Source organism: Bacteroides sp. HF-162 (assembly GCF_015679285.1).
GTDB classification, from domain to species: Bacteria; Bacteroidota; Bacteroidia; order Bacteroidales; family Bacteroidaceae; genus Bacteroides; species Bacteroides uniformis.
In genome coordinates, this window is sequence record NZ_CP064937.1 from 595030 (window position 1) to 611252 (window position 16223).

The 16223-nt window shown below is 48.7% G+C and carries 10 protein-coding genes; 8 read left to right on the top strand and 2 right to left on the bottom strand.

The window, feature by feature from the left end:
• Positions 1-49: 49 nt before the first annotated feature.
• Positions 50-1564, bottom strand: coding sequence for a 2,3-bisphosphoglycerate-independent phosphoglycerate mutase (gene gpmI / locus ITJ87_RS02370; protein ID WP_005834542.1), 1515 nt, complete (start codon positions 1562-1564; stop codon positions 50-52).
• 269 nt (positions 1565-1833) lie between these two features.
• Between gpmI and ITJ87_RS02375 the strand changes: the two genes are divergently transcribed.
• Positions 1834-2760, top strand: coding sequence for a magnesium transporter CorA family protein (locus ITJ87_RS02375; RefSeq protein WP_005834540.1), 927 nt, complete (start codon positions 1834-1836; stop codon positions 2758-2760).
• A gap of 9 nt (positions 2761-2769) precedes the next feature.
• Here the strand turns inward: ITJ87_RS02375 and ITJ87_RS02380 are convergent, their stop codons facing one another.
• Positions 2770-3375, bottom strand: coding sequence for a ribonuclease HII (locus ITJ87_RS02380; RefSeq protein WP_117964698.1), 606 nt, complete (start codon positions 3373-3375; stop codon positions 2770-2772).
• Between the two features lie 97 nt (positions 3376-3472).
• Between ITJ87_RS02380 and ITJ87_RS02385 the strand changes: the two genes are divergently transcribed.
• From ITJ87_RS02385 to ITJ87_RS02415, 7 genes are all read left to right on the top strand, one after another.
• Positions 3473-5095 (top strand): tetratricopeptide repeat protein, encoded by a 1623-nt coding sequence (locus tag ITJ87_RS02385; protein WP_098031879.1) that lies wholly within the window; start codon positions 3473-3475, stop codon positions 5093-5095.
• A gap of 219 nt (positions 5096-5314) precedes the next feature.
• Positions 5315-8440: a TonB-dependent receptor gene (locus ITJ87_RS02390; RefSeq protein ID WP_098031811.1), complete on the top strand. Its 3126-nt coding sequence runs from the start codon at positions 5315-5317 to the stop codon at positions 8438-8440.
• A gap of 23 nt (positions 8441-8463) precedes the next feature.
• Entirely contained in the window at positions 8464-9984 is a 1521-nt protein-coding gene (locus ITJ87_RS02395; RefSeq protein ID WP_117974443.1) for a RagB/SusD family nutrient uptake outer membrane protein, read from the top strand.
• Positions 9985-10114: 130 nt separating this feature from the next.
• Complete coding sequence (locus ITJ87_RS02400) at positions 10115-10393, top strand: LysO family transporter (RefSeq protein WP_117600194.1); 279 nt, start codon at positions 10115-10117, stop codon at positions 10391-10393.
• Positions 10390-10992 (top strand): lysine exporter LysO family protein, encoded by a 603-nt coding sequence (locus ITJ87_RS02405; protein ID WP_005830487.1) that lies wholly within the window; start codon positions 10390-10392, stop codon positions 10990-10992. Before ITJ87_RS02400 ends, ITJ87_RS02405 begins: the two co-directional genes overlap by 4 nt.
• 78 nt (positions 10993-11070) lie before the next feature.
• Positions 11071-14214: a glycoside hydrolase family 2 TIM barrel-domain containing protein gene (locus tag ITJ87_RS02410; RefSeq protein ID WP_117964766.1), complete on the top strand. Its 3144-nt coding sequence runs from the start codon at positions 11071-11073 to the stop codon at positions 14212-14214.
• 20 nt (positions 14215-14234) lie between these two features.
• Positions 14235-16163 carry a trehalase family glycosidase gene (locus tag ITJ87_RS02415; protein WP_117964694.1) on the top strand — a complete coding sequence of 643 codons (1929 nt, stop codon included), beginning with the start codon at positions 14235-14237 and terminating at the stop codon, positions 16161-16163.
• Positions 16164-16223: the final 60 nt, after the last annotated feature.

The following is a 16223-nucleotide window of genomic DNA, read 5'->3' on the forward strand; positions in this document are numbered from 1 at the left end:
CGTGGAATCCGTATAATCCGCGTCTAAATATTGTTACGGCCTTGACGCCTTACTTAATCAAATCCTTACCAGTCATTTCGGCCGGCTGTTCCATACCCAAGATATGCAGGATAGAAGGAGCTACGTCAGCCAATACACCGTTCTCAACCTTGGCGTCCTTGTTTGCAGTAACGTAAACGAAAGGAACGGGGTTCAGAGAGTGGGCAGTATTCGGAGTACCATCCTCATTCAGAGCGTGGTCGGCATTACCGTGGTCGGCGATGATGATTACTTCATAATCGTTTGCCTTGGCAGCTTCAACAGTATCTTTCACACATTCGTCGATGGCTTTCACTGCCTTCTCAATAGCTTCGTAGATACCGGTATGTCCCACCATATCACCATTGGCGTAGTTCACCACGATGAAATCGAACTTCTGGGTCTTGATAGCTTCAACCAACTTGTCCTTCACCTCGTACGCACTCATTTCGGGCTTCAAGTCGTAAGTGGCAACCTTCGGAGAAGGAACCAGGATGCGCTCTTCAGCATCGTAAGGAGTCTCGCGGCCACCGTTGAAGAAGAAAGTCACGTGTGCATACTTCTCTGTTTCGGCAATGTGCAGCTGGGTCTTGCCATTGGCAGCAAGGTATTCGCCCAAGGTATTCTGTACGTTCTCCTTATCAAAAAGGATATGCACACCCTTGAAGCTGGCATCGTACGGAGTCATGCAGTAGAACTGCAGGCCCGGAATGGTCTGCATGCCTTGTTCGGGCATATCTTGCTGGGTGAGGACAACGGTCAATTCCTTGGCACGGTCATTGCGGTAGTTGAAGAAGATTACAACATCACCTTCCTTGATGGTACCGTCGAAGCCACCGTTCACAATCGGCTTAATGAATTCATCCGTAACGCCTTCGTCGTAGGACTCCTGCATAGCCTGGACCATATCCGTAGCAACCTTGCCTTCACCGTTTACCAACAAATCGTAGGCAACCTTCACACGTTCCCAACGTTTGTCGCGGTCCATGGCATAGAAACGTCCCACGATGGAAGCAATCTTGCCGGCAGACTTCTCGCAATGAGCAGTCAACTGCTCAATGAAACCTTTACCACTCTTCGGGTCGGTATCACGACCGTCCATAAAACAGTGGATGAAGGTATTCTCGATACCGTATTCCTTGGAAATATCGCAGAGTTTGAACAAATGGTCAAAAGAGCTGTGCACGCCACCGTTGCTGGTCAGTCCCATAAAGTGAATATTCTTGCCGTTTTCCTTTGCATATGAGAAAGCAGAAACAATTTCCTTGTTCTTCAGAATGCTGCCATCGGCACAAGCACGGTTAATCTTCACCAAATCCTGGTAAACGATGCGTCCGGCACCGATATTGAGGTGACCTACTTCAGAATTACCCATCTGTCCGTCGGGCAAACCAACGTTTTCACCGCTTGCTTGAAGCTCGGAATGCGGATAAGTTGCCAACAGACTGTCCCAATACGGAGTAGGTGTATTGAAAATCACATCATCTTTGCCTTGATCGCCGATGCCCCAGCCATCAAGAATCATTAAAAGGGCTTTCTTACTCATAATATTAATCGAATTTAATTGTATAATCTTTTTGTATGATACAAACGTTCTTTTATAGTAGGAACCTGTTTTTTGCGTTGCAAAGGTACAAAAAACAGCCGTTAAAGCGTACTGTTTCAAATGATTTATGTACTTTTGCCACGCTTAAAAAATAAAAAAACAAGAAATATGGACGATTCAAACCCACGAACGTGCAATAGTATTCACCAATAAAACGAACGGAGACGTTGACTGCAATGCCTCTGTTCCAACTAGAAAGGAGGCAAACAATGAGAAAGTATCTCTACAGTGAAAATGGCTTCACTGAAAAGGCCGAATGGCAACCCAACTGCTGGGTCAACGTAGAATGCCCGGACAACGATGATTTCAAATTCCTAACCGAAGAGCTGAAAGTTCCCGAATCATTCCTGGAAGACATAGCCGACGTGGACGAGCGCCCACGTACGGAAACAGAAGACAACTGGCTGCTGACCATCCTCCGCATCCCGATGCAGAGCAACCAACGCGGCGTGCCGTTCATCACTGTGCCCATCGGCATTATCACCAATGACGGAATCATCGTTTCTGTCTGCTATCACCACACGGAGCTGATACCGGACTTCATTCAGCATACCCGCCGGAAGAACATAGTCGTCAACAATAAACTGGATTTGATTCTGCGAATCATCTACTCTTCCGCCGTCTGGTTCCTGAAGTATCTGAAACAGATAAACAACGATGTGGCCACCGCCGAAAAAGAGCTGGAGAAAAGCATCCGCAACGAAGATCTCCTGCAACTGATGAAGCTGCAAAAGACGCTGGTCTACTTCAACACTTCCATCCGTGGCAATGAAGTGATGATAGGACGGCTGAAAAACATCTTTCAAGACACCAATTATCTGGATTTGGAATTATTGGAAGACGTGGTCATCGAATTGAAGCAGGCATACAATACCGTAAACATCTACAGTGATATCCTGACGGGAACCATGGACGCCTTCGCCTCCATCATCTCCAACAATGTGAATGCCATCATGAAACGTATGACAAGCCTCAGCATTACACTGATGATTCCCACGTTGATAGCCAGTTTCTACGGCATGAATGTGGACATCCACCTGGAGAGTTTTCCGCACGCGTTTATTTTCATCATACTTTTGTCGGCAATATTATCAGCAGTGACATTCGTATGGTTCAGAAGGATTAAGTGGTTCTAAACAGCATCATTACCCGAAGTTCAGCGACAACTGCCCATCCCCCAAGAGATTGAACGTCAAGCGATGATAGGGGGTAGTGCCCCGCTCAGCAATGGCGGCACGATGTTTCTTGGTGGGATACCCCTTATTATGATTCCAGTCATAATAAGGATACTCTTCGTGGAGACGGTTCATGTAGTCATCACGATAGGTCTTTGCCAAAATGGAGGCGGCAGCGATGGAAAGGTACTTCCCGTCTCCTTTCACTACGGTAGTATGCGGCAAGTCCCGATATTTTTTAAAGCGGTTGCCGTCTATCAGCAGATGTTGCGGACGGACATTCAGTTGGTCAACAGCACGGTGCATGGCAAGAAAGGAGGCATTGAGAATATTGATTTTGTCAATTTCTTCGGGAGAGACGACGCCCACCGCCCATGCCAGAGCCTCTTTTTCAATCACTTCACGCAAGGTATAGCGTTGTTTTTCCGTCAGCTGCTTGGAGTCGTTCAAAAGTTCATTCTTAAAGTCCGTTGGCAGAATAACAGCAGCGGCATAGACCGCACCGGCCAGACAGCCGCGACCGGCCTCATCGCATCCTGCCTCTATCAAATCTTTATTCAAATAAGGTAATAACATATATATCGCTATCTTTGAGGCACAAAGATAAATCTTTTTGGAGGGAAACCGGACTTCTAAGAAGAATTAATTAAATTTGCAGAAACAAGACGATGCCATGAAGAAAAACCTATGTCTACTACTCGTATGTCTTCTGTCAGCAGCTGCCCCACTGCAAGCTCAAGACATGCAGCAAGCACAGAAATTGATTGACCAAGCACAGAAATACCTGTACAACAACCCCAAACAAGCTTCCTACTATGCAGCTCAGGCTTCTGCCTTGTTTCCCGAAGATGAGCCCAGTGAGGTCCGCGCACAAGCCATGTTCCTTTATTGCCAGGCAGAACAGCTATTGGGCAACTTTGACTTGAGTCTCAAGAATCTATATGATACCCAGAAATACATCGATCCTGCAAACAAGCAACAAAGTGCCCAACTATACTCCCTCATGGGACGTGTCTACAGTAAGCTGGGAGACTACAACAAAGCCATAGAACTAAACGACAAGGCAACCTCCATATTCAAAGTCATCGGTGATTCCACTTCTGTAGCCGGATGCTATAACGAACGTGGAGTCATGCACCACTTCATGAATGAGTTTGTTGTTGCCGAGCGTTTCTTCCAGCGTGCGCTGGCCATCAACCGTGCCCAACGAAACCTGAAAGAGATTGCAACCAACCTGAACAACCTCTGTCTGTACCGGGGAAATACGGAAGAGAAACTTTCTTTCATCCAGGAAGCCATCACCATCAACAAGAATCTGGACGCCCAATGGTCTCTTGGCGAAAACTATAACAACATGGGGAAACAGTATTACTATGACAAGCAATACTCCAAAGCCTTGGAAGCCTTGCATAAAGCCTACGAGTATGCCCACAACATCGGAGCCCGCGAACTGATTTGCGACAATTACGAATATTCGTCCATGGTATATGCAGCTATAGGTGACTATGCCCAAGCCTATAAATACCTGGAGAAAATGCAGCACCTGAGCAAAGAGCTACAAAGCAGTAACAAGCTGCGTAACATTGAGCAGGAAATCTCCTATAAAAGATATCAAGACCAGAAGCATGCCACTGAAATGCAGGAACAAATCTATGAAATAGAACTGCTGAAACGCAATCTATGGCTCTTGGGCAGCATACTTATTCTCGGTTTGGCTGTCAGTATCTTCTTATATAAATGGTATAAACGCAGAAAAGACCTGCAACTGATTGAAACCCGCTATCAGCTGGAACTCTCCGAACGCGAAGTATCCGAACTGAAACTACAACAGCAAGAAATGGAACTGAAAAACGTGCAGAGTGCTTTGGATGACAGCCGCCAGGAGGTTACCAGCTTTGCCGTGTTCCTAAGAAGCCGCAATGAGCTACTCGACAAGATACGTGGAATGATTAAAGAGGGTTATAAAATGGATAACCAAACACTCATTCCCCACCTGAAGAAAGTGAATGCCTTCATCAGCCAATATCAAAGCGGAGATAAGACAAACAGTAGCTTATTGCTGAATATAGAAGAAAAGAACAAGGAATTCCTGGACCGGCTCGCACTAAAGCATCCTAATCTGACGCAAGGTGAAAAATACCTAGCAACTCTATTACGCGTCAATCTGTCAACCAAAGAAATCTCCATGATAACCGGTACCATTCCCAAAACAATCAATATGAACCGGTATCGTTTACGCAAATCTTTGAACTTATCCACAGAAGAAGACTTGGTTGAATACCTTCAGAGTTTCTAAAAACGAAGCCAAAGAGAAAAGCTCTCTTGTAGATAGATTATATTAGAATATAATACTATTATTCAACGATTTAGCAATCGGATTGTAGATTAAACAACAGTACTTTCAACCCCCTTTGTAGATATTTTATAGATAAAGGTCATAGCCAACCTTTTAATTATATTGCTTCCTTTGCCCTTGTGAAAAACAAAGTATTAACCTTAAAAAACTTTATCACACATGGGTAAAATTAAACAGTATTTCTCAATGCAAAGAGTATTACTACTTGCCTTACTCTTTGTATGTCTAGCGCCGCTAAGTGCATTAGCGCAAACCATCCAGCTAACCGGTACCGTAACCGATACCAAAGGAGAATCTCTTATCGGTGCCAGTGTCCTGGAAAAAGGAACCAGTAATGGTTGCATCACCGACGTTGACGGCAACTTTACGTTGACAGTCTCTCCCAAAGCAACTATGGTAATCTCTTATGTGGGTTATGTAACCCAGGAAATTCCCCTCAACGGGCAGAAGAACATCAAAATAGCATTGAAAGATGATTCTGAAATGCTGGATGAAGTCGTAGTCGTAGGTTACGGTACGATGAAGAAGAGTGATATGACCGGTGCCATTTCTTCGGTGAAAGCGGAAGATTTGATGAAGCGTGCCACTACCAGCGCAACCGAAGCACTGCAAGGTAAAATTGCCGGTGTAAGCGTTTTGAAATCGGGAGGTAATGCAGGTGCAAGCATTTCTGTAAAAATCCGTGGTATCAAGACTATGGGTGACAATGAGCCGCTTTACATCATCGACGGGTATCCTGGTGACATCAACACCATCAATCCGCAGGATATCGAATCCATGGAAATCCTGAAAGATGGTGCCGCCGCTGCCATTTACGGTTCTGTGGCCGCCAATGGTGTAGTCATCGTTTCTACCAAGAACGGAAAGGAAGGAGAGCTGAAAGTTTCCTTTAATACGTATATGACGGTCAACTCGGTAGCCAAGAAGTTCGACATGCTCAATGCAGACGGCTACTTGAAAGTGCACAACATGATGTACGAGAATGCAGGAACAAACAAGCCCGCTTATCTTACGTACAAGAATGGACAGAACCCTACCGGTGCCGATACAAACTGGCAGGATGAAATGCTCCGTACCGGTATCGCACAGAACTATTATGTAAACCTCATCGGAGGTTCTGAAGTTGCCAAATATTCACTTTCTTATGGGCATGCCGACGAGAAGGGTATCTTTAAGGGTAACTCTTACATCCAGGATAATGCCCGCCTGAAACTGAATGCGCACAAATATATCTTTGATTTCGATGCGAGCTTGAACTTCAAGGTCACACAAAGCAAACAGCCCCAGTATTCCTTGAAAGAAATGTACTCCATTTCGCCACTGGTGCCCGTTTACGACGAAAACCAAACATACGGATACGGTCTGACCGACATGTCGGTAGACGGTACCAAGATGGAATTCCCAACCAACCGTAATGTCATGGCAGACGACCATTACAAAGACAGAAAATATACGGGCTACGACATTACCGGCAATATCGGTCTGACCATGAAGCTCGCCCCGTGGCTTACATTCAAAACAAGCTATACGTACGACGGTTACTACTACAACGACCGTTATCATCGTGCCAAATACGAAGCCAATGCACAAGAGCCGAGCCTCTATCCTTATAACTACGAGTACAACTCATACTATCGCAAGCAAACATTCGAGAATGTATTGACCTTCATGAAAGACTTCGGCAAGCACTCCGTTACTGCCATGGTAGGTAACTCCATCATTTCCGCCCATCAGGATAAAAGTTCTGTCAGCGTGGAAGGCAAGAAAACCGAATATGATGTAGTAGGCGGCAGTCTGAGTTCCAGCGAGGTTCCCGGCGGATTCTTCGACCCGACATCTCCCACAATCGATGCAGGTATCGGCGGTACATTTGCCGGCACAGGTACTTTCTACGATTACAACCGCGCTTCTTTCTTCGGACGCTTCAACTATTCATACGCCAGCCGTTACTTGCTGCAAGTGACTGTACGTTCCGACGGCTCTTCCAAGTTCGGTAAAAACAACCGTTGGGGTACCTTCCCTTCCGTAGCAGTGGGATGGAGAATCAGCGAGGAAGATTTCTTCCCCAAAAACACCCCTATCAGCAACTTGAAGTTCCGCGCCAGCTGGGGACGCCTGGGTAGCGAGAGTGCACTGGGCTACTATTATGCGCCAACAATGAGTAACAGCAACACCCAATGGATGAGCTACATACAAGGTGGTAATCCTTGGGCCGGCATGTCCAACCTCTATCTGGTAAACGACGATTTGCGTTGGGAAACTACCGATACCAAAAACATCGGTTTCGACTTCGGTCTTTTCAACAATAAGTTGAGCGGTAGCCTTAACTACTATTACAACACAACGGAAGACTTACTGATTGAAAAAGTCATGCCGCCTTCTGCAGGTATCTACAATCCTACTGTCAACGTAGGAAAGATGGTAAACAAAGGTTTCGAGCTTGAATTGAACTATGGAGACAACATCAACGGTTTCGACTATAATATCGGTTTCAACCTTTCTACCATCCACAACGAAATGTTGAAGGCAGACCCGAACCAGGTACTTTATGGTTCTGCCTGGAAGGGTGACGGCCACTTCGTAACCCAAACACTGAAAGGTTATCCGGTAGCCAGCTTCTGGCTGTATCAGACTGACGGCATATTCCAGACTGATGCAGAAGCTGCTGCTTACGTAAACAGTGCAGGCGAACGTCTCCAGCCGAGTGCCAAAGCCGGTGATATCCGCTTCAAGGATGTAGACGGCAATGGAAGCATCGACTCCGGCGACAAGGTATATTCCGGTTCCGGTATTCCCAAGGTGGAAGCCAACTTGTCATTCAGCGGTTCCTATAAGAACTTTGACCTTTCCTTCCAGTTTGGCAGTGCATGGGGGCACAAACTCTACAACGTAAACCGTCTGTATTATGAAGGAATGGACGCCGGTAGAAACTACTTCACAAGCACCATGAATGCATGGACACCGCAAAACGCAGGAACAAGTATGCCAAGAGCTGTACTGGGTGACCCGAATGAAAATACCCGTGAATCCGATCGCTTCCTCGAAAACGGTAACTTCGTCCGCCTTCGCCAGTTGCAGTTAGGATACAGCTTGTCCAGAGCTTTAGCTAAGAAAATGTATCTTGAAAAATGCCGCCTCTATGTCAGTGGAGAGAATCTCTTTACCATCACTAAATATTCCGGTATCGACCCTGAATTCTCTTCAAGCATTCTGGACACCGGTGTAGACTCCTTTGTATACCCGTTCACCCGCTCATTTGTAGTAGGTCTGCAAGTTACATTCTAATCACCATTAAAAACAAGAAGACAATGAAAAAAATTATATATATAGCCTCTTTCTTATGCGCCGCCTTACTGGCAGGATGCGATGATTTCCTGACGACAGAGTCTCCCGACTTTTCTACAGACAAATACTGGAGAGATAAAGCCGATGTAGAGGCAGGTCTATCAGCGGTATATGGCCAGTTGGATAACCGCACCGGCTCTTACACGGTTGCAGAAGTCAAGTTTGTTGTGGAAACCTTCCGTAGCGATGAGATGGTAAAAGGCCAGGACGTCAACAACTATCCGGAATGGGCTGCATTGTACGGATTCACCTACAACAATGAGAACTCCAGCATCAAAGAATACTGGATGAACAATTACAATGGCATCAACTACGCCAACAACGTATTATACGGTATTGACAAAGTACAGACCAGCGGTGAGAAGATGAGTGCCGATGACGAGAACCATCTTACGGGCGAAGCTCTGTTCCTGCGTGCCTACTATCATTTCAAACTGATTATGAGCTGGGAGAAAATCATTATCCGCAATGAATATCTGACCGGAGAATCCCAGACTCACAAAGCATTGTCTACCAGAACGGAAGCATGGGACTTTATCTGTGCTGAACTGGACAAAGCAGGCAGCATGCTGCCACAAGACCGCCCTTCTTCCGAAGCGGGACGTGTAACCAAAGGAGCAGCCTACTCTTACCTGGGATGGGCTTACTTAACCCGTGCTTATGAAGAAAGTGACAAAAAGGCCGAATACCTGGGGCTGGCAGAAGCCGCTTTCAACAAAGTGACCGGCTACGAACTGGAGTCCGACTACGGAAGCATGTTCGACGGAACCAACAAGAATTGCAAAGAGTCCATTCTGGAACTTCAGTTTACCAACAGTACGGCCGACGGTACTTTCCACAAGCACGTACTCCACTTCTGGGTAGCTCCGGGCAGCATGTCCGGTTGGGACGAAATCCGTGTCAGCGACATGATGTACAACGAATTCCTGAAAGAAGGACGCATTGCCGAAGGTAACATGTACGATGCCCGTGCCTATGGTTCCATGATGTTTGATGATCCGTATTACTATGAAGGCGGGCACATTCTGGGGTACAATTACGATGACATCTATGATGAGAATTCTGCCACCCGATATAATTACCGTAAATACATGCCTTCAACTTGGAGCGACTATGCACAAAACTACGTAGGTACCAACATGCCATTGATGCGTTATGCCAATGTACTGCTGATGAAGGCTGAAATCTACAATGAACAAGGCCATCCAGAAAAAGCCATTCCATTGATTAACGAAGTACGTAGCGTGCACGGCAAACTGCCTGCCATGACCGGAAGTGACCAAGCTGCTGTTAAAGCACAGATTGAACATGAACGTCTGGTGGAATTCACACTGGAAAACTCACGCTTCTATGACCTCCGTCGTTGGGGCAAACTGGACGAAGCCATGAAGGCTGACGGCAGAACCGGATTCAGTGCATCTACCCATTCCTTCCTGCCCATTCCTCTGATGGAGATTCAGACCAACAATAAAATAAACGAATAATCCTTTTCCCAAATAGTATATCAAGGCGGCATTCGCCCCCGGCAATGCCGCCTTGTTTGCTTTGAAAGCTTTATCTTTGCACCTGCAAAAATAGACCATACTATCTTTGCCACTAAAAAACGACATAGATATGTTTACAATCATCGGACTAATGCTCACGGGAATGCTGCTGGGCTATCTCTTACGGAAACGGGACTTAAAGAAAATCCACCAAATCATCACCCTGCTCATCTGGTTGCTGCTGTTTATCCTCGGCATCGAGGTCGGAAGCAACGAGCAAATCATCAAGGGACTCCATACCATAGGCCTTGAAGCTGTGATACTCACCCTGGGAGGAACCTTGGGAAGCGTCATCGCCGCCTGGGCATTGTGGAGAGCCTTGTATAACAAGAAAGGAGGAAGGGCATGAAAGGAAGTCTTATCATAGTGGGCTTTTTCGTACTGGGTACGATTTGTGGCGTATGCCATCTGTTGCCCTTTGATATTGCAGAAACCAACATCAGCTACTACGCGCTTTGTGCGCTGATGTTCAGTGTAGGGCTGAGCGTGGGTAACGACCCGCAAACCCTGAAGAATTTCCGTTCACTCAATCCGCGACTGGTATTCCTGCCCATCATGACGATACTGGGAACGCTAGCAGGCTCCGCAGCCGTCAGCCTGATTCTGACACACCGTTCTATAACGGACTGTCTGGCCGTAGGTTCCGGATTCGGCTATTACTCGCTCTCCAGTATCTTCATTACCGAATACAAGGGAGCCGAGCTGGGCACCATCGCCCTGCTTGCCAATATCAGCCGGGAGATTCTGACACTGCTAGCCGCTCCGTTGCTGGTACGATGGTTCGGAAACCTTGCTCCCATCTCTGCCGGAGGAGCCACGACGATGGACACCACACTGCCCATCATCACACGGACAGCCGGACAGCAGTTTGTAGTAGTTTCCATTTTCCATGGATTTGTAGTAGACTTCAGCGTCCCATTCTTAGTGACATTGTTTTGTTCTATTTAGCTGAAAATGGAAAGGTGAAAGGTGAAAATTTTCCGTTTCCCATTTTCCATTTTCAACTTCCAATTAATCATTAATAATATGAAGACCAAACTTTATACCTTTCTTCTCTCTTCGCTGCTTTGCACCGGTGCCCTGGCAGACAATGAGCCGTGGCAAAACCCGCAAGTCAACGAAATGAACAGAGAACCGATGCACGCCCACTTCACTCCGTTTACGAATGAAGCCAACGCATTGAAACAACGTGCCTTGCCCGCCGACGTACGGTTCGACGTTAATTCTGCAACGGAACGCCGTATCACTCTGGACGGCACCTGGAAATTTCTTTTTTCAAAGAACAATGACCTCTGCCCCAAAGACTTTCACAAGCCCGGATTCAGTACCCGCAAGTGGAGTAAAATTGAAGTTCCGGGAAGCTGGGAACTGCAAGGCTTCGATGCACCTATCTATACAGATACCCGTTATCCGTTCCCGCCCAATCCGCCCTACGTGCCTACCGACTACAATCCCGTAGGTGCTTATATCCGCGAGTTCACCGTCCCGGCTAGCTGGGGAGGCATGGACATCTTTCTTGATTTCGAAGGGGTGGAGTCTGCCTACTATGTATGGGTAAACGGCGAATTGGCAGGATATGCAGAAGACAGCCGCCTACCGTCGCACTTCAACATCACCCACCTGCTGAAGAAGGGCAACAATAAACTGGCAGTAAAAGTATTCCGTTATAGCGACGGTTCCTACCTGGAAGGCCAGGACTACTGGAAATACAGCGGCATCGAACGGAGTGTTTATCTCTACGCCCGCCCCCAGAGCCGCGTCAAGGACTTCCGGATGACAGCGGAACTGATAAACAACTACAAGGATGGCGAACTAAAGCTGGACGTATTCCTCCATCGGCCTAAAGCCGGAGAAACGGTGGAAGTCAAGGTAATGGACAAGGACAAGGTTATCTATGACCGGAAAAAGTCCATAACCTCTGCCACAGACACTTTGTTTACCCAGCAGCAAGTGTTCCCGAATGCACGAGCCTGGAATGCCGAAACACCGAACACCTACACGCTGGTAGTCAGCACCTTTGATGCACAAGGAAAACCGCAGGAATCCTTTACGCACCTTTTCGGCTTCCGTACCGTGGAAATGATGAACGGCATGCAGATGATTAACGGCCAGGCCGTCCTCTTCAAGGGGGTGAACCGTCACGAGCACGACCCGCACAAGGGACGTACCATCACCGTAGCTTCCATGATACACGACATCCAGCTGATGAAGCAGTTCAACCTGAACGGTGTACGCAACTGCCACTACCCGAACAACTATGCGTGGTACGAGCTTTGCACGGAATTCGGACTCTATATGGTAGACGAAGCCAACATCGAGAGCCATGGCATGATGTTCCACAAAGATGAGACCCTTGCCAACTACCCCGCCTGGGAGGTGCCTTTCATGCAGCGGATGAGTCGTATGATTGCGCGCGACCGCAACTACTCCGCCATCGTGACTTGGTCCATGGGCAACGAGTCGGGCTACGGCAAGCACTTCGAAACGCTGTATGACTATACCAAGAAGATAGATCCTACTCGTCCCATACAATACGAAGGGGGTGGCTACAACTCCAAGAGCGACATCTATTGCCCCATGTACGCACGCATCTGGAGGTTGCGCCAACACGTGAACCAACGTGATGCCCGCCCCATGATTCTTTGCGAATATGCCCATGCCATGGGTAACAGCGTAGGTAACTTCCAGGACTACTGGGACTTGATTTACAAGTACGACCAGCTGCAAGGCGGTTTCATTTGGGACTGGGTGGACCAGACGTTTGCCATCAAGGACGAGAACCAGCACGACATCTGGGCTTTTGGCGGCGACATGGGATTTGTAGGCGTCGTCAACGACTCCAACTTCTGTGCCAACGGCTTGATTGCTGCCGACCGCACCCCGCACCCGCACATCTACGAAGTGAAGAAGGTATTGCAATACATCCATTTCGAACCGCTCGCCTTCACCCCGAACAAGATAAAGGTCACCAACTGGCACGATTTCATCGGATTGGAAGGATATACCCTCCGCTGGGCAGTGGAATGCGACGGCAAGACCGTTCAGAACGGTGAGATGGATTTCCCCAAGATTACTCCCAGAAACTCTGCCAACATAGAATTGCCACTGAAAGCGCTGCCTGCCGACGGCAAGGAGTATTTCCTCACACTTCGTGCATTCACCAAGCACGAAGCGCCATTAGTACCGAAAGGACACGAGGTTGCCATCGAACAATGGGAACTGCCTTCCGTCCCGTCAGCCAAAACCGTTCAGCCGGTGGAGGGAACGTTGACCGTAAACCGCAACAACGAAGCATTGACCGTGAAAGGCAATAACTTCCAGGTAGCTTTCTCTACCCGAAACGGTGAAATGACAGAGCTGAACTACAACGGAAAGAATCTGATTAAGGAAGGGCTGCGACCCAACTTCTGGCGCCCGTTGACTGACAATGACATTCCAAACAGACATCTGATACGCTGCGGCACTTGGAAAAACGCTGGACGCGATGCCAAACTACAGCATATCGAAGTTGCGGAAGCCGGACAAACGGCTACTGTCACTGCGACCTACCGCATGGAAGAACAAGATGCTGATTTGCAGACTCTCTACAAAATCACTCCCGACGGCAAGGTTCAAGTAACCATGCACTTCACCCCCGGCAAGAAGCCATTGAGTGAAATGCCGCGCCTGGGCATGCGCATGATACTCCCTGCCGAATATGAAATGATGACCTGGCTGGGCCGTGGTCCGCAAGAGACGTATGCCGACCGCAAGACGGGAGCATTGATAGGCCTCTACAACGCCACGGTGTGGGAACAATTCCATCCGTATGTACGTGCCCAAGAGACGGCCAATCATTGTGACGTACGCTGGGTGGCCCTGCGCAATGCTGCCGGTGAAGGTCTGCTGGTAGTGGGCGAAGAACCGTTAAGCGTCAGCGCCTGGAACTTCCCTATGGAGGACATTGAATACCGTCCCTCGCAGATGGAGCGCCGCCACGGTGGAAGCATCCAGAAGAAAGATATGGTATGGCTCAACATCGACCACAAGCAGATGGGCGTAGGCGGTGACAATACCTGGGGAGCACAAGTTCATCCCGAGTACACCATCACTCCGCACGAATGGAAATACAACTTCACGCTCGCCCCTCTCGCACCGGAGGATGATGCGGCGGAACAAGCGCACAAATAACCGTTAAATACCTCATTCATATGAAATACAAATTTATACGCATACTCTGCTTCACATTGTTGGCCGCAAGCATCGCAGCCTGCACCCCCGGCATGAAAAGCACTACGGAGAAACGGTATGCCTTCGCCGACATACTGGACATCTCCTACACTCCCGACACTCTGCACCGCTGCTACGGTTGGTTCACCGACGCCGGCTCGTGGATGGGCTTCACGCTGCCCGAACGGCAACAATGGGTCAACGGCTTCTGCGGCCCCTTCAGCCTCGATATGTTCCGCCGCCAGTGGATGGCACAGTCAGCCGCCGTCGTAAGCTTTGCCAAAGATACACAAGAGATTTTTGTTCCGGATTCCACTTGCTATTACCCCGGCGAGCTCTATATGTCGGCACATTCCACCCACGGGAACATCACGCAACGGCTCAACTTCACAAGTGCCTCGACCGCCTTGCTGCGCATCGAAGCCGACACGGCTGAAGACCTGCTGTTCTCCGGTAGCCAATGGGGCAAAGACATCACCGTCAGCGTAGAACAGAACTCCGTCATCGCCCGTCATCCCAGTGGCGAAACCGTAACCGTGACCTTTACTCCTAATGTAGAGCTGGCCAAGACTGACAATAACTATACAGCCCTCGTCCGCTCTCCGCGCTACCCCGTCAACGTAGCCATCTCTTTCTTCACTTCCGAAAAAGAGATGACTGCCGGCCTGCAAAACCTGCCGGGCTTGCTCAATAATCCCACCCCCGCCCTGCAAGCCAATGCCGAACGTTGGGAAGGTTACCTCACCAAGATACTGCGCAAGGACATGAAGCCCGAATACGACCGCATCGCCGTGAAAGCCGTCACCACGCTCATCTCCAATTGGCGGACACACCGCGGCGGATTGCTTCACGAAGGCATCATCCCGAGCCATGCCGTAGGTTATTTCGTCGGCTTCTGGGCATGGGACAGTTGGCGCTTCAGTGCCGGAACCGCCAAGTTCGACCCCGAACTGGCCAAGAACAACATCCGCGCCATGTTCGACTACCAGCAACCGGACGGCATGATTATCGACTGTATCTATACCGACCCCTCCGAGAACAATGCCCGTGACAGCAAACCTCCCTTGGTATGCTGGGCTGTCGACGAAATCTTCACCCATACGGGTGACACCGCCTTCGTTGCCGAAATGTACCCTCAACTGCTCTCCTATTATAAATGGTGGTACGAAAAACGCGACCACAACCGCAATGGCATGTGCGAATACGGTGCTACCGACGGAACACTGGAAGCTGCCGCCTGGGAAAGCGGTATGGACAACGCCATCCGTTTTGACGGCGCCGTGATGCTGAAAAACGAAGGCTACGAGGATGCCTGGAGTATGGATCAGGAGAGTGTGGACTTGAACGCTTATCTGGCACTGGAATGCAAACTGCTGAAGAAGTTCTCCAGCCTGCTGAAGATACCTTTCGACGCACCGGACTACAGTAGCCAGGTAGCCGACTATTTCTTTGACAAGAACATCAACTTCTTCTGCGACCGCCGTCTGAAGGACGGTTCATTCATCGAAGAGCCGGGCTGCGAAGCCTACACTCCGTTGTGGACCCGGATTGCCACACAGGCGCAAGTGGACAGCATGCTGCCCATACTTCAAGATACGGCAAAGTTCTCCACGTATATCCCCTTCCCTACCATTGCCGCCGACAATCCCAAATACAATCCGCGCGGCTACTGGCGTGGCCCCATCTGGCTGGACCAAACCTACTTTGCCATCCGCGGACTGCGCAACTACGGCTACAACCAGCTGGCAGATGAATATACGCTGCAAGTCTTCGACCGCCTAAGCGGGCTGAAAGAGGGTGCTCCCATCCACGAGAACTACGGAACCCATACCGGCGGACGCCTGAAAGCTCCCCATTTCAGCTGGAGCTCCTCACATCTGTTGATGATGTACGACGATTACGGTAAATAAACCGAGTCTCTATATAACGGAACGGTTTGTTTCCATACAGCAAGACACTTTGTTTCAAAA

What these genes read in the sequence shown, in the direction of transcription:
- gpmI (WP_005834542.1), bottom strand. Translation starts at nt 1,564, where the DNA reads ATGAGTAAGAAAGCCCTTTTAATGATTCTTGATGGCTGGGGCATCGGC.
- ITJ87_RS02375 (WP_005834540.1), top strand. Translation starts at nt 1,834, where the DNA reads ATGAGAAAGTATCTCTACAGTGAAAATGGCTTCACTGAAAAGGCCGAA.
- ITJ87_RS02380 (WP_117964698.1), bottom strand. Translation starts at nt 3,375, where the DNA reads ATGTTATTACCTTATTTGAATAAAGATTTGATAGAGGCAGGATGCGAT.
- ITJ87_RS02385 (WP_098031879.1), top strand. Translation starts at nt 3,473, where the DNA reads ATGAAGAAAAACCTATGTCTACTACTCGTATGTCTTCTGTCAGCAGCT.
- ITJ87_RS02390 (WP_098031811.1), top strand. Translation starts at nt 5,315, where the DNA reads ATGGGTAAAATTAAACAGTATTTCTCAATGCAAAGAGTATTACTACTT.
- ITJ87_RS02395 (WP_117974443.1), top strand. Translation starts at nt 8,464, where the DNA reads ATGAAAAAAATTATATATATAGCCTCTTTCTTATGCGCCGCCTTACTG.
- ITJ87_RS02400 (WP_117600194.1), top strand. Translation starts at nt 10,115, where the DNA reads ATGTTTACAATCATCGGACTAATGCTCACGGGAATGCTGCTGGGCTAT.
- ITJ87_RS02405 (WP_005830487.1), top strand. Translation starts at nt 10,390, where the DNA reads ATGAAAGGAAGTCTTATCATAGTGGGCTTTTTCGTACTGGGTACGATT.
- ITJ87_RS02410 (WP_117964766.1), top strand. Translation starts at nt 11,071, where the DNA reads ATGAAGACCAAACTTTATACCTTTCTTCTCTCTTCGCTGCTTTGCACC.
- ITJ87_RS02415 (WP_117964694.1), top strand. Translation starts at nt 14,235, where the DNA reads ATGAAATACAAATTTATACGCATACTCTGCTTCACATTGTTGGCCGCA.